Source organism: Vibrio sp. 10N.286.51.E5 (genome assembly GCF_041469125.1).
GTDB lineage: Bacteria > Pseudomonadota > Gammaproteobacteria > Enterobacterales > Vibrionaceae > Vibrio > Vibrio crassostreae_C.
Genome location: NZ_JBFRJZ010000045.1, coordinates 1 through 14564 on the forward strand (window position 1 = coordinate 1; position 14564 = coordinate 14564).

General features: G+C 44.8%; 10 protein-coding genes and 2 pseudogenes. 6 read left to right on the forward strand and 6 right to left on the reverse strand.

Annotated features, from left to right (window positions below; all coding sequences use genetic code 11):
* Positions 1 to 46 precede the first annotated feature (46 nt).
* On the reverse strand, positions 47 to 742 hold the full coding sequence (locus AB4161_RS16100; protein ID WP_137001954.1) for a VC0807 family protein: 696 nt from the start codon (positions 740 to 742) through the stop codon (positions 47 to 49).
* 321 nt (positions 743 to 1063) lie between these two features.
* Positions 1064 to 1636, reverse strand: a complete 573-nt coding sequence (locus AB4161_RS16105; protein WP_372083620.1) for a YceI family protein — start codon at positions 1634 to 1636, stop codon at positions 1064 to 1066.
* A gap of 276 nt (positions 1637 to 1912) precedes the next feature.
* Here AB4161_RS16105 and AB4161_RS16110 point away from each other — a divergent pair, with 276 nt between their 5' ends.
* Together AB4161_RS16110 and AB4161_RS16115 are read left to right on the forward strand one after the other, a co-directional pair.
* Positions 1913 to 2629: a DUF1826 domain-containing protein gene (locus tag AB4161_RS16110; RefSeq protein ID WP_017069837.1), complete on the forward strand. Its 717-nt coding sequence runs from the start codon at positions 1913 to 1915 to the stop codon at positions 2627 to 2629.
* A 343-nt stretch (positions 2630 to 2972) separates the two neighbouring features.
* Positions 2973 to 4859, forward strand: a complete 1887-nt coding sequence (locus tag AB4161_RS16115; protein WP_081228642.1) for a methyl-accepting chemotaxis protein — start codon at positions 2973 to 2975, stop codon at positions 4857 to 4859.
* A 106-nt stretch (positions 4860 to 4965) separates the two neighbouring features.
* On the opposite strand, the gene AB4161_RS16120 is transcribed toward AB4161_RS16115, so the two are convergent.
* Both AB4161_RS16120 and AB4161_RS16125 read right to left on the reverse strand, forming a co-directional pair.
* Positions 4966 to 5367 (reverse strand): ACT domain-containing protein, encoded by a 402-nt coding sequence (locus tag AB4161_RS16120; RefSeq protein WP_372083622.1) that lies wholly within the window; start codon positions 5365 to 5367, stop codon positions 4966 to 4968.
* A 145-nt stretch (positions 5368 to 5512) separates the two neighbouring features.
* On the reverse strand, positions 5513 to 6415 hold the full coding sequence (locus AB4161_RS16125) for a LysR family transcriptional regulator (RefSeq protein ID WP_372083623.1): 903 nt from the start codon (positions 6413 to 6415) through the stop codon (positions 5513 to 5515).
* A gap of 160 nt (positions 6416 to 6575) precedes the next feature.
* On the opposite strand from AB4161_RS16125, the gene AB4161_RS16130 reads away from it, so the two are divergent.
* From AB4161_RS16130 to AB4161_RS16140, 3 genes are all read left to right on the forward strand, one after another.
* Positions 6576 to 7475 (forward strand): Vmh family MBL fold metallo-hydrolase, encoded by a 900-nt coding sequence (locus AB4161_RS16130; RefSeq protein WP_372083625.1) that lies wholly within the window; start codon positions 6576 to 6578, stop codon positions 7473 to 7475.
* 310 nt (positions 7476 to 7785) lie between these two features.
* Positions 7786 to 8601 carry a TauD/TfdA dioxygenase family protein gene (locus AB4161_RS16135; protein ID WP_372083627.1) on the forward strand — a complete coding sequence of 272 codons (816 nt, stop codon included), beginning with the start codon at positions 7786 to 7788 and terminating at the stop codon, positions 8599 to 8601.
* 256 nt (positions 8602 to 8857) lie between these two features.
* Positions 8858 to 10906 (forward strand): response regulator, encoded by a 2049-nt coding sequence (locus tag AB4161_RS16140; RefSeq protein ID WP_372083628.1) that lies wholly within the window; start codon positions 8858 to 8860, stop codon positions 10904 to 10906.
* Positions 10907 to 11056: 150 nt separating this feature from the next.
* Here the strand turns inward: AB4161_RS16140 and cqsA are convergent, their stop codons facing one another.
* Together cqsA and AB4161_RS16150 are read right to left on the reverse strand one after the other, a co-directional pair.
* The gene (gene cqsA, locus AB4161_RS16145; protein WP_372083629.1) at positions 11057 to 12238 is read right to left on the reverse strand and encodes an alpha-hydroxyketone-type quorum-sensing autoinducer synthase; all 1182 of its coding nucleotides are present in this window, start codon (positions 12236 to 12238) and stop codon (positions 11057 to 11059) included.
* 282 nt (positions 12239 to 12520) lie between these two features.
* Positions 12521 to 13807, reverse strand: a pseudogene (locus tag AB4161_RS16150) (PLP-dependent aminotransferase family protein); the annotation flags it as partial.
* Here AB4161_RS16150 and AB4161_RS16155 point away from each other — a divergent pair.
* Positions 13798 to 14529, forward strand: a pseudogene (locus tag AB4161_RS16155) (DMT family transporter); the annotation flags it as partial. The pseudogenes AB4161_RS16150 and AB4161_RS16155 overlap by 10 nt on opposite strands.
* Positions 14530 to 14564: the final 35 nt, after the last annotated feature.

Sequence of the window (14564 nt, forward strand, 5' to 3'; positions counted from 1 at the left end):
GCCTCCTCCTACTCGATTGCTGTCAGAGCGATTTGTTAATTCAGAACTATTTAGTAATAAAAATTTGTTCTGTTTCTAGTGATGTCATCGTGCGAACTTGACGCCAAATGTAGTAGAAAATACCTAACATCATCAGCATGCTTGGGATGGCGATTGCTGGGTAGCTGTAAAGTGTCAGCTTGCCAAGTTCTTCATTAAAGGCAGCGGTGCCAGCAGGGCTAGTCACAATCCAAGTCGCTAGGAAGTAGTTCATAGCTGAAGAAAATGCGAAAGTACTCGCGAATAGGTAGTTGGATGTCATTAGACAACGATCAAACTTTGCTTGGTTACCGAACTGCTTTAGGCGCTCTTCAATAAGAGAGATATTTAATAGGGCCGGTGTGAAGATAACTTTCTGGATAAACGGGTAGCGGGTGAAGGTTGAGCCAAGAACCGCCAAACCAATTAGACCAGGGATTAATGCTTCTTTTAGTGCTAACCAACGAGTGTCTAGCTCAAAGAAACCAATACCGCCCGTCAATAGCACGCTTACAAAGCCGAGCGCAGCGATGAAGTTGAACTTCTTATTGCGGATTAACTCCATGCCACCATAAGCAATAGGGAAGGCAAGGGCAACAAGCAAAGCTAAGCCTGTTCCGAGATGCTCATCTCCACTGAACTTCATTAAAATGAATGAAGGAAGAAAGACGTTAAACACGACTTCGAAAAGAGGACTCGATTTTTTGTTTTCTGCGTTACTCATAATTTCTAAATACATTATGTTATGGATTTGTTCTCTGGGATTGTTGTTTACCTCGCCCAAGATGTAAAGCCTTAAGGCGTCATGCTGTGTAACGACATGTGACATCAACGACATCTCTGAGCCTATATAACGCTCAATTTAATACTTTGTGAGGGATGTTTATCTGGCCGACTTGGGGAAATCGAGTGGAAATTTTGGTTTAGTTTATTCAAACCTAATTCAGTTTATTGCGTTGTCGCGTACTCTTACTCACATTCACCGCTCTCAAACTATTGATGAATGTGAAATGAGGGATAATAGAAAGGAATAGTTATAAGTCCATTATTGGTCGAAAAGTAGGTTAAAGCTTAAAGGGATTTGGTCGGAAATCGCTAATCCACCCACGGTCGCTGAAAGTTTGTTTAGATTCTCTGTCGATATCCCAAAATCAGCGCCGTTGACGATGATTGTCGAAGCTGAGCTAACCATGACAAACCCTGAGGATGGAACCACCACAACTGGGAAATCGATCGTTTTGGTTACGCCGTGTAAAGTAACTTCCGCTGCTACTGTTGTTCTTTTTGGATCACCAGATAGCATCGACGGTTCAACCTTCCCAGAGATCTTCACTTCAGGAAAAGTCATCGATTCAAAGTAGAGTTCATTCAGTCTCTGGTCACGAATAGCGACTCCGGTGCTCACGCTTTTCAAGTCCAATACTATTGAAAACTGACCCTCTTCGGTAAGTCCTCCAGACATAGGTTTGATGGATGCGGGCTCGACAATAAACTGCTTTTTAATGGTCGCGAATGTGATGTTCGATAACTTCGGATCTAATGTGTAGCCCGACTCCGCGAAAGATTGAGCGGAGATAGCGGTGCATAGGAGGCCGAATGTAGAGATTAGTTTTTTCATAAGTTGTCACCAGATTGATGAATTCACAGGTTTACGTTCTTGAGTCGTACGTTTTTAAAATGACTTTTTGGAAAGAGTGATTGAGAGAAGCTTAGTTCAGCATTCGAAAAATTACCGCAGGAAAAGAAGAGCGTCGCTGTATTACTGGAATCATGATCGACGAAGTGACTTGTTTAATTTTGGCTATGTTATAACATAACCAAAATTACTCTTGCCAAGAATAATTATTCTGTTGGTAAAAGGGAAGCGATGAGCATGTATCAAGGAGACGACGTAATGAATGCCGTGTTAACCAAGCCTTTGGCTACCAATAGCAGCCAGCCACTCAACATTAGTTCAGCTGTGAGTATTCAGGATAAGGCAAATCACAAGCCAAGCTTGAGTGCTTCTGAGCAGCCAACGGTATTAGCGGATATCTACCAAAGTGATATTAATATAGCGGTATGGCAGCGACAGTTTGATGAAGGCTTAACGACGGCAATTAGTGAATTTATCGCCTTGAATCCAAACTTTAGTAAGTCTGTTAGCGTGTCACCTGAAAATGCTTTCGATAAGTTGGAATTTGCCACCGATGGCACCGCCTCTAAAGCGCTGTTAGAAAACATGGCAGAGCTGGTGGATATGTTCTGTTGTTTGTTTGAGCTTGAAGAAGTCGGGTTGCGTTTAGCCGTTCTGAATCAAGCGATGTGCCCACGTTTCCATTTTGATCAAGTGCCTTGCCGCTTGGTGACAACTTATCATGGTGTTGCGACTCAATGGTTACCAAACGACTTAGTCGACCGTTCTAAGCTAGGGCTAGGGGCTAACGGACAGCCTGATTCTGTTTCAGGCCTGTACAACGACGAATCTGACATCCAGAAAATGGCCAGTGGTGATGTTGCGTTATTAAAAGGGGAGCGTTGGAGTGGCAATGAGAATAGAGGCCTTGTTCACCGTTCACCAGTCACTTCATCTGACGAAACACGATTGCTGTTAACGTTGGACTTTGGTTGATCAACTTTTGACTATTTAGTTCGCAACCTGTTTCTATTCAGACGTTCAACTCATTTAAATACCTTCCTAATGAGCTAACGGCATGGCGCGATCTGTGCCGTTATTATTCTCAAACAGAGACACTCATCAGCTGACCATGTTTAGCACATTAATTCAAAATTTAGAGTTCACCATTCCCTAAATCAATGGGTTACGATGCGTGCACTTACTCACATATATCAATATTTCAGTTCCTCATCGGTTTCTTAATTTATTTTAAAGCGTAAAATATATCCCGCTTGCAAACCTCTTTGGCAACCAATTTGTTCGCCACGGTTTTTTACTTCCACATTATAGGTTTCCTATGTTCAAGAAACTCTCGCTTAAAAATAAACTGGCGATTTCAGCCAGTATGGCCATTATCCTGGGGGGGATCTTGGTCGAGGCATTGTCTTTTCGTGCTTCATTGCAAAGGTTGGATACAGAAGTTGAACAGCGTTTAGAAGGCGCATCGGCTTCTTACAATCAATATGTATCGGATTGGATCTTATCCAAAGAGCGTGCGCTTACTTCTCTTTCGAAAGAATCCAAACAAGAAAGCTTGGTGACTCACCTAAAACAGGTTCGTGATTCAGCCTCTTTTGATAATGTCTTCTTGGCGTTTCCAGACGGTTCGCAAAAGAACGCAAACGGAGTGGTATTGCCGCCGGGCAATGATGACCCACGTCTATGGGGTTGGTACACCAACGCGGTAGCAAACCCTAGTAAGGTGTTCATGGATAATCCAACGGTTGCAGCTGCAACTGGGGCGAATGTTGTGTCGCTGGGTACTGCCATGCAATTACATGGTCAACAGGTTGTGTTAGGCGCGGATGTTGAAATTACCGACATTCTTAATAGCCTAGAGCAAGTGATTCTTCCGGGTGAAGGTTACATGTTCATCGCGACCAATAAAGGCACGGTTTATACGCACCCTGACACCAAGTTACTGAACAAAAATATCAGCTCACTTGGGTTAGATTTTGCGGACGTACAAAAGGCGCTGACTAGCGGTAAAGACACTTCTATCGAGTTGAATGGCAGCGACTATGTTCTGTACGCACGTGCGATTGATGGAACGAGCCTGATTACTGTGAGCGTTGTTAACCATGACTCTCTGGTTGCGCCACTATTTGATGCAGTGATTGGTCAAGTGTTGGTGACGCTACTTGTGGTGATCGTATGTACCATACTGTTTAACCTGTTGTGTACGATTCTATTCCGCCCGTTGAACCACGTTTCTCAAGCACTGGCGCAAATCGCGAATGGTAGTGGTGATTTAACTCAACGCATTCATGTTGAAAACCAAGATGAAGTGGGCGAGTTGGCTCATAACTTCAATACCTTTGTTGGAAGCTTACAGCAGTTGATTGGCCATATCCGTGGGCAGTCAGAACAGCTAAACAGCCAGTCAGAGCAAAGTGCTCAGCGTGCGAACCGTTCGGTGGATGAGCTTAATCATCAGCAGCAAGAAATCACTATGGTCGCGACGGCCGTAACTGAAATGGCGAGCGCCACGCAAGAGATAGCATCGCATGCCGAGCAAACAGCAAAAGCGGCGCAAGATTCAGCGACAAGCACTAACAGTGGTCACGCTCTGGTTGTGGATACCAAAGGTTCAATCAATAACCTAGCCAATGAAGTTAATGAAGCGGGTAGTGTGATTAGCGAACTTAACAAGCATGCTCAAGAGATCTCGACTGTACTCGCAACGATTCAAGGCATTGCAGAGCAAACCAACTTACTTGCTTTGAATGCTGCGATTGAAGCGGCTCGTGCTGGCGAACAAGGTCGTGGCTTTGCTGTGGTTGCTGATGAAGTACGTGTGCTTTCGCAGCGCACTCACTCTTCAACAGAAGAGATCAAATCAACGATTGATATCCTGCAACGCACGACAGCTCAGGCGGTTGAGCTGATGGAGAGCAGTTCTAAGTTGGCAATACATTCAGTAGAAGATGCCGATCGAGCTTCGCATGCGCTTGAAGAGATCAATACTGCAGTTGCTTTGATCAGCGATATGGCGACTCAAATCGCGACGGCTGCTGAAGAGCAAACACATGTGACGGGTGAAATTACCCAGAACGTGACGACCATTAAAGATGTTACCGACCACTTAGTTGTGGGCGCACAGGACAGCTTAACTGAGTCGAACGAACTTAAGAGCCAAGCCGCTGGCTTAAGTGACAAAGTGGCGACTTTTAAGCTTGCTTAACTGGTTCGCTCACTGATGCCTGATCAGTGAGTGCACGTTAAGCAATAAGCCAAAGCGACGTAGATTACGTCGCTTTTTTTGTATTTGTGAGTAATCGAATTCTTTACTAATCTACTTCTGAAAACTCTTTCAGCGCACTCATTGTAGCTTCTGCTTTGTCTTTTTGAACGAAGATGTGGTCGTGATAGTAGCCCGCAACCACGTTAGCGCTAATGCCGTAAGAGCCAAGCTTTGTCGCAAACGCCGCCGTTAATCCAACCGCTTCAAGGCTCGAATGTACCGATAAAGTGATAAGGCTAAATACACCGTCGAAGTTTAGCTGAGCTTTGGTCGCAACGTCTTCTTCCAGAACCAGCGTTAAACCTTCTTTCTCACGAAAAGTTGAGATTGGATTGAGCTGAACATAGTCTGTTAACGCTCCGTCGACAGTACAGAAAACATAGTTGCCTTCAATGAGTTCTGGTGACATGGACTTTAACAAAATGTCTAAATCGGTAATGGCAGTCATAGTCAGTTTCCCTGCGTTAATAAGCTAATTGATGATGTATGCAGTCACGATAGAAGCAACTGACAGTTAAGTAAAATTAATGATTTTAATTCTGCATCAGTTTTACTAATGGCAAGTTTTCCTCCTTAGTGATGGCATCGTACTTCTACCAACTTGTCGATTGTTCCATCTCGTCAGATAAATGGTCGATAAAGGCTCTTAACAGCGGTGTGACTTGTTTACGCGTTCCATAAATAGCATGAACACCGAGCGTTTTAGGTTGCCATTCAGAAAGCAGTGGCACTAATAGACCATCACGCATCAAGGTTTCCACTGAAGGGAAGGGCAGTAAACAGATACCGTTGCCTTTGAGTGTGGCAGAAAGCAGAACCTCTGAGGTGTTTGCACTGATATTCCCTTTAATCGGAACCGATTCGAGCCCATTGGGGCCATTGGGGCCATTGAACGTCCAAGCGGTTTTGCCAAAGTAACTGAACGATAAACAGTTGTGGTGCGCTAGATCTTGGGCTTCTGTGGGTGTGCCTTTCTCTTTTAGATATTGAGGCGATGCGCAAATCACGGAGCGGCATTCACCGATCTGCTTCGCGACAATATTGGGCGTCAGTTCGTTGGTTATGCGAATGGCCAAATCGATGCGTGACTCAACCAGGTTGACGGTCTGATCAGTCGAGATAATGTCGATAGAAACCTCTGGCCATTTGGCGATGAAGCGACTAATTGATTCCATCAAGAAGCTATCGACAATCGAGTAGCTCGCAGTAATACGCAGCTGACCTTTTAAATGCTCTCGGTTTTGGTTTCTGATCCCAGCTAGGGATGTTTCCAGTGCCAAAAGTTCTCTGGCGACCTCAAGTGTTTCTTTACCTGCGCTGGTTAAACTCAAGCTTCGTGTTGTTCTGTGAAGCAAGCGTGTGTCCATCCATGTTTCTAACTCACCCAAATAACGAGTGACCTTGGTTCGTGAGAGATCAAGGTGCTCTGCCGCTGCGCTCAAACTGCCACGTTCCACTATGGTGACAAAGACATTCATTGCCTCGAGTTTATCCATTGTTTTATTGCCTAGAGAATTAAACCGACCTCAGTATATGTCCGAAAACTGCAATAGTTAAAGTCAATTTGATATCTATTTCATCTAAAAACAATCAAATAAGATATTTGGACATTCAACGAGTTGGCAGGTGTTCAACTCCAAGTATCGGAATAAAGCCATGAATACGTTATCGAAAAACCTGTTATCAAAAAGCATGCTTTTAGGAACCATAAGCCTAGGAACCGTGCTGGCATCAAGTGTTGCTTTAGCTGTGGATCTGAACATCACTCACTATAACCCCGGTGAGAACGCGATATTCCCTGCAAGCTCGGTATTGGTTTCGGGTGAGAAAGAAGTGATTCTATTTGACGCACAATTCAGTGTCGCAGACGGACAAAATTTGGTGGAGCAAATCAAAGCCACAGGCAAAAAATTATCGATGGTTTACATCAGCAGCGGCGACCCAGATTACTACTTTGGTTTGGAACCGATAGTTTCGGTATTTCCTAACGTTAAAGTCGTTGCCAGTGAAGCCGTTGTCGCGCATATCAAACGCACCAAAGATGCAAAGCTTGAATACTGGGGGCCTATATTAGAAGGCAACGCGCCCTCTAAGGTGATTGTTCCAATGGTGATGAACGACACAACATTAAGCATCGAAGGTGAAACCATCGAAGTGAAAGAGATAAATACACACCAAGCTTACCTATGGGTTCCGTCTGAAAAAACGGTGTTTGGTGGCGTGTCGGTGTATAGCGGTGTGCATGTATGGATGGCAGATACTGCATCGAAAGAGATTCGTAGCCAGTGGTCACAATCGTTGGAGCGTATGAAAGCACTAGAGCCAGAGGTTGTAATTCCGGGTCACTATTTAGGTGAAATGCCAACAGGAATAAATGCAGTTCACTTCACGAAGGATTATGTGGCTGATATTGAAAAAGCGTTGGCGAGCAAAAGTAATCCAACATCGGTCGAGATCAGTGATTACATGAAGAAAGCCTACCCGAAATTTGAGGCTACGGAAGGCGATTTAGAACTTGGCGCGAAAGTGCTAAGCGGCGAGATGGCTTGGCACTAGAGTTGATTATCTCGGTTGTGTCCCAGAACAGTCTGAAGATTGTATGCTAGATTTATTGGTGATACACAACTGGAGATATCGATGATCTGGCTTTCAGTGAAAGTACTACAGATTGGACTTGTCTATGGATACAGGAAGTATCAAAAAACGAAAAGAGCTCCAGCTTAGGAGCTCTTTTTTTGTTTCGGAGAGACGACTTTCTATTTCAAGTGAGAAAGAAAATCAGCATTTACCCGGTTTACAGTTAGTAGTCAGATTAGCCTAGTAGCCAGATCCGCCCTGCAACTCAATATCACCAATAAGCGAAAGTATGTTGAAAATAGAACCCATTACTCCTCACATCGGCGCTCGTATTCACGAACTAGAGCTTTCTACATGCAGTGCTGATGAACTCGATAAGGTGTATCAGGCACTTATTGCCCATCAAGTGATCTTTCTCGACGGGCAGACTTTGTCTCCAGAACAACACTTGATGATTGCACAGCGCTTTGGAACGTTAGAACCTGCACATCCTTTCTTCCCTCGCGTGGAAAGTGCGCCACAGGTGAGTGTGATTGAAACAACCCGTGGCAATGCGCCAAAGGAAAGTTATTGGCATACCGACTTAACGTGGCGCAGCTTGCCGCCGAAAGCTTCCCTGTTGCATGCTCAACACATTCCAAGCATTGGTGGTGACACTATCTGGTGTTCTATGACTGCGGTTTTTGAATCTCTACATGAAGATATGAAAGCTAAGTTGAGAGGGTTGTCGGCGACTCATTCGCTTGTGGCCTTTGAAGGTATAGAATCAGAAGACATTGATCTCGATTGGCACAAATCCTTGATTAAAACAGCACAGGAGAATCCGCCAGTGGTTCACTCTGTTGTTCAAGTTCATCCTGAAACGGATAAAGAAACGCTCTGTATCAATGAACAGTTTACTCGTTATATCAACGAACTCGACCGCAAAGAGAGTGATGTTTTACTCAGCCAACTGTTTGAAATTGCGAGGCGCCCTGAGTTTCAAGTTCGTTTCAAATGGGACAACGGCTCAATGGCGATCTGGGATAACAGGGTAACGCAACATTACGCAGTGATAGATTACGGGGATACTCCAAGAAAAATGCATCGAGTAACAGTGACATAGCGGTAAGCTGAACACAGTTATCAAAAGAACACCGCGCATGCCCATCCCTGAACCAAGCACTCGTACTTAAATTTAAGCGTCAGCAGGGTGCATCATTCATCTACGCTTAATAATAAAAACAAATGCGTTGGTACATATTTGATTGAAACCTCACTGCTCGGACGTGATGTGTAATATAATCGGCGCCAAAATATAAGTATAAAAACCAAATCATAGAATTAATAAACGTCAGGGCTTAGAGAGCAAAGTATTTCGTATGAACGCGATTCGTAAAGTTTACCAGTACGCAGAACCGAATTTAACCCTCGTGGGTTGGATGGGCTTTGTCGGCTTCCCAATTTACTACATTGTGTGGGAGTTTTTGTTCCCGCAACCCTACGAAAACTTAGCGCTTCGCCTGTTTTGCTCGGTATTGTTCTTTGGCATTATATTTCGCAATCGCGTCCCATTTGAATGGCGAAAATACCTTCCGGCTTATTATCAAGTTGCCGTAACTATCTGTTTGCCAGGTTTCTTCTTCTACATGCTGCTAATGAATAATTGGTCCAACGTTTGGGTTATGTCATTCATGTCGGCTATTTTCCTCCATATTTTATTGGTGCACGTGACGAGAGTGATGTTTGCACAAACCTTTGCCGGTATTGGGATTGCTACCTTGTGCGCTTGGATTGCACAAGGCTTCTACCTCGAACTCACAATGGATTGGACGCATGTGCCAATCTTTTTGTTTATCTACTTATTCGGCAACTTGTTCTACTTCCGCAATCAGGTGGAACATGAAAACAAGGTGTCATTGGCGAAGTCTTTTGGTGCGGGTATTGCCCATGAGATGCGAAACCCTCTAAGCGGATTACTTACCTCTATTGATGTCATGCAGTCCATATTGCCGAACCCTAAAAGTGGCGATCAAAAAGGGCAATATGCGTTAAGCAATGAAGAAGTGATTCAGTTGCGTGAAGTGGGCGATGAAGCGATGGAGATCATTCATTCCGGTAACGAAACGATAGATCTGTTACTGACTTCAATTGATGAAAACCGAGTCTCTCGATCTACGTTTAAGAAGCATTCAGCGCAAGCGGTGGTTGAGGATGCGATAGACAGTTTCAATTACAAGCGCTCTGCTGATAAGTCAGCAATCTCCTTGGATGTGCAGAGTAACTTTGAGTTCTTGGGTAGCGACACCTTGTTGAAATACGTCATGTATAATCTGTTCAAGAATGCGTTCCATCATCGTAGCCCTGAAGATTTTCATATTCATGTCACCATGTCTAGTGATGAAGTGGCCAATCAAATAATGGTTACCGATAACGGATCAGGCATCTCAAATGATGTGATTCGACGCATTTTTCAGGACTTTTATACTACTGGCCAATCGGGTAATTACGGCTTAGGTTTGCCATTTTGTCAGAAGGTAATGCGCTCGTTTGGTGGTGAAATTAAATGTCAGTCTGAAGTGGATCAATGGACACAGTTCACGATGACTTTTCCGTCTTTGTCTTCCCATTCGGTGAAAGAAATCAAGAATGAACTGACTAAACTTAAGACTGTGCTAATGGTGAGTGACCAGAAAGTTCTCACCAATAAAATGACTGAGGTAGCCCGTTTTATGGGGTTTGAGCTCACGGTGTTGGATGTAGCATCAGCGCTTAAAAATAAGGAATACCAGTTCGAATTCGACTTGATTTTCGTTGATATGGAGAGCTTGGATTTAAGAGCCAATTGCCTCGATAGGATTGAATCGTTACTTTCGTTTACTGAGGCGCGAATCATTTACTTGTATGAGCGTCATCCTATCAAGCGTGTACGTAACATTTCTTTCGAGCCTATTTGGGTGGAAACACAAGTCTGGCTACTGAATACTAAAGCGACCATTGACCGTTTACTGTTTGACTCCAACTACGTGATACCATCGGTTGCTGTAAAACCGCTAGAGGCCACCACTAAACGTACGATTATGGTGGTCGATGACAATGAATCTCTACGCCGATTTACGGCAATGTTATTGGAAAAACAGGGCTTTGATGTTGTGCAAAAAGAAGACGGACAACAAGCCTTAGATGCGCTTGATACCGACGAAATCGACTTGATCCTAATGGATATTGAAATGCCAATCATGGACGGGGTTGAAGCTTCTCGCCGAATTCGCAGTGCCGACAAAGAATACTCTTCGGTGCCGATTATTGCTCACACGGGTGACAGTTCTCCCGTTACCTTGGAAAAGATGGAATCATCAGGCATGTCGGACTTTATTGTTAAACCTGCCGATAAAAACCGACTGTTTGATAAAATTGCTCACTGGATTTAGCGGGTGTAATAGTCTGAAGTTCACGGCCATTGGGTAGACATAGATTCAAGAAAGAGCTCAGCGAATTGCTGGGCTCTTTTTGTATCGCGACATGATAGCGTCCATTCAGTCCTGCCGTTGGTGTTGGTTATAAATATGGTTCGAAAAAGGTTACACGAACTCTAACTCGGGGTGATGGTACGCTTCGTGACAAACCGTGAGCACATGGTCAATGTCTCTTGGCGTCATGTCGGCATTCACTGAAAAACGGATGATGTTTTTGTTCTTGCCAGTCGCAGGGCGGCAGAATACTGCACCGAACACATCACGCTGTTCTAGGAAGTCACGCACACGTTCAGTGTTTCTTTCATTGCCGCACTCTAGCGCTACAATTTGAGACTCACTGCGGATGTTAAAGCCAATCCGTTTGAGACCGGTAGTAAGCGATTTAGCGCTTTTGAATAAGGCTTCTCGTTTGTCTTCTGCGCCTTTTATTACCTCTAATGTTTTCTCTAAACGAACCACCTCTTGTGGTAACACGGTCGAGCTGAAAATAGCTGGATACGCGACAAAAGGTAAGGTTTCTGAAAGCTGCTTCGGCCCAAGAATAGCGCCTGCACGATAAGCAAAGGTTTTAGCCAAGCTAACGGTAATGAAGTCGACTTGGTTAGTGATACCCAATGCGTGAACTAAGCCAGCACCATTTTCCCCATGCGTACCCAGTGAATGCGATTCATCAACGACAACGGCACAATCAAACTCCTGCGCCATTTCGTAGATGTCGCGTAGTGGGGCGATGGTGCCGATTGTGCTGTAAATCGAATCGACCACAATAACGCCGGAGCCGTGGCGCTCTAGCTGTTTGCGCAGGTGATTCATATTGTTATGCATAAACGGGTGGGCGAGGGCGCCTGCAGCGCGAATGCCTTCCCATAGCGACATGTGTGCAAAGAAGTCAATGTACACAGGTGTGCCCGGTGGGCAGATGGTTTGCAATAGCCCAATATTAGCAGCCCAGCCAGACTGAGAAAGCAAACAGCTCTCCATTCCGACATAGTTCGCGAGCTCAGTTTCAAACGCAGGTTTAGACTGCTCATCTTGTAAGAAAATTGCAGACATCACTACGTTGTCATCTTGTTCGACAATCGCCGCTTGATGGGCCTCTTGGATCGGTTTGTTATGTGACAGCGCTAAGTAATCATTGCTCTGCATCACAACGGAATTACGCTGGGGGCGTTTACCCAATACTAAATGCTTCTGGCTTTGGTTCTGGGTAATCAGGTCTTGAATATAGAAGTTCAAGCGTTCTTCGATAAAGGAAGGTAGTGGTTTGTTTTTTGTTTTATCACTCATAATAGTTCTCTTCAAATACAGGAAAACGCCAGCGCTGACGGCTGTATATTGACGATAAAAAGTGATGTGTCATTAGCCAAGTTGCATAATTTTGTGGGTGCTTGCAAACTCAGCATTTAAGGGTTTTGAGGCGAGTGGGTTTCCTTACGGTTCGGGGCTTTACCCGAATTAAGATAGGAATAATAGCCTTCTTTTTTATGACAAAAGGCTATTAGAATTCGGCATTCGAAGGCATTTAAAAAAGCGGATTTTGAAAGGCTACGTGCTACGTGCTACGTGCTATTAGCTGTGAATATGGATAAGCTCGATTAAGGCATCCAATTGCTGCTTGGCTCCACCCTCTAACGAATACCCAATATTGATGCGTAAGCAATTGCTGTAAAGGTCGAGAGTGCTGAACAGGTGTCCAAGCCTAATATCAATGTTCTTCTCGGTAATGCCCTGAGCAAAGGCTGACTGGTTCAAGCTTGGGATTTGCAGCCAAAGCACCATGCCACCTAGTGGATTACTTATCTTCACATCTTGAGGAAGGTGCTGAGCCAAATAACTTAGGTATTGTTGGCGCAAAGACAAGATCTGAGTGCATCTTCTCCTCACGTGCTTAGCGTATTGGCCAGATCCAATAAAGTCAGCAACCGCAAGCTGAGTGGGCAGGGCAACGCTGTAGCTCGCAGCTGAGAACTGAGCCTTGTATTCGTTGATAAACCTGCCCGGCAAGCACCATCCCAAACGGTAACTCGGTGACAAACTTTTCGATACTGATCCACACCATAAGACAAAACCGCCTTTGTCGTAGTATTTCGCGGGGAGCGGCGTGTGTGAGGAGTAGGACAGTTCCAGATACACATCATCTTCAATGATCGGCACTCGATAGTGATTCGCTAATTCAGCCAGTTTCTGCTTTTGAGTGGCTTACATGTTGATCCCTTGAGGGTTCATATGAGAGGTACAAAAGATCGCGGCATCGACTTGTTTATTTTTCAAATGCGCTTCCAGTTGTTGCAAGTCGACACCATCATCTAGAGACGGGATCTCGATGATTTTTCGCGACATTTGTCCGAGCAATTCCAGAATACCGTTGAAACATGGCGAGCTAATAGCGATGGTGTCGCCTTCTTTAGTGCAAGATTCAAGTGCGGCCTTAATCGCAGACATACAGCCAGCCGTAATCACCATCTCTTCAGGTGAAAAGTGCACATCGAGCTTGGCAAAATGAGTGGATAATGCCTGTCGTAAAATCGGCTCACCTTGTGTATCTGGGTAATGGTTAAGCCTGTTGCTCATACGCCTAATAGCGCGACGAAAACTTCGTTCCAGTTCAACGATTGACTGCTCATCATTGGTGGTGCTCGAAACCCCTAAAGGTCCGTTGATTGAGTTGTGAGTCGATGACGTTTGCCTAACGCTGGACACCTTACTCTCAAACTGTGCCCACTCTGGGGTTGAGTGAGCAGGTTTATGAGGAGAAACAAAATATCCCGCTTGCGGTCGAGAATGAATCCAACCTTGTGATTCCAGTTTTTGGTAGCAGCTCACCACGGTCGACATGCTGATCGCCTGTTGCTTGGCGCTACTTAGTCAGTTATGGCTTTGTGTTCGGTGTGGGTATCTGGGGGATGGCTTCATGGTCGATCACTGCTGGTTTATCGTCTGGGCTTTCATCGGTCTTACTTTCAACCAACGTATTAATCGGCATGGCGGTTGGCGTGTGGGTGTTCAAGGAGAGTGTTTCCGTTCGTAAGTTATTGGGTGCGATGCTAGCCATGTGTGCGTTGGCGGTATTGGTATCAGCAGCTACGGGTAATGTCACCGTTAATGGCGTGATCTTGATTATGATTGCGGCGTGCAGTTGGACCTTGATGGGCGTGATTGTTAAGGCATCGAAAACCACTCAAGCTTTTGCGTTCAATGTCTGGGGGATGCTGTTTGCTCCAGTGCCATTAGTGTTATTTGCCGTGATGTTACACGGTGACCAAATAATCTGGCAGGGCATCGAACAATGGGATTGGAACACGACGATTGCGGTGCTGTTTCAAGCTTACCCAACCACGCTATTTGGTTATTGGGTATGGAATAAGCTGCTAATCCAATACCCGTTAAGTACGACCGCGCCGTTAACCTTGTTAGTGCCTATCTTCGCATTGATTAGCGGTTACTTTATGTATGATGAGGTGCTGTCTGTGGCTCAGGTTGTTGCATCAATACTGTTTCTTGTCGGGATTGGTTTGATTGTGAAACCTGCGAATGTAACGAATACCAAAGCGACACAAACACTTGCTGAACAAAAATGATTGAAGAAAGCTGATATTGCATGAGCAGCTTTGAA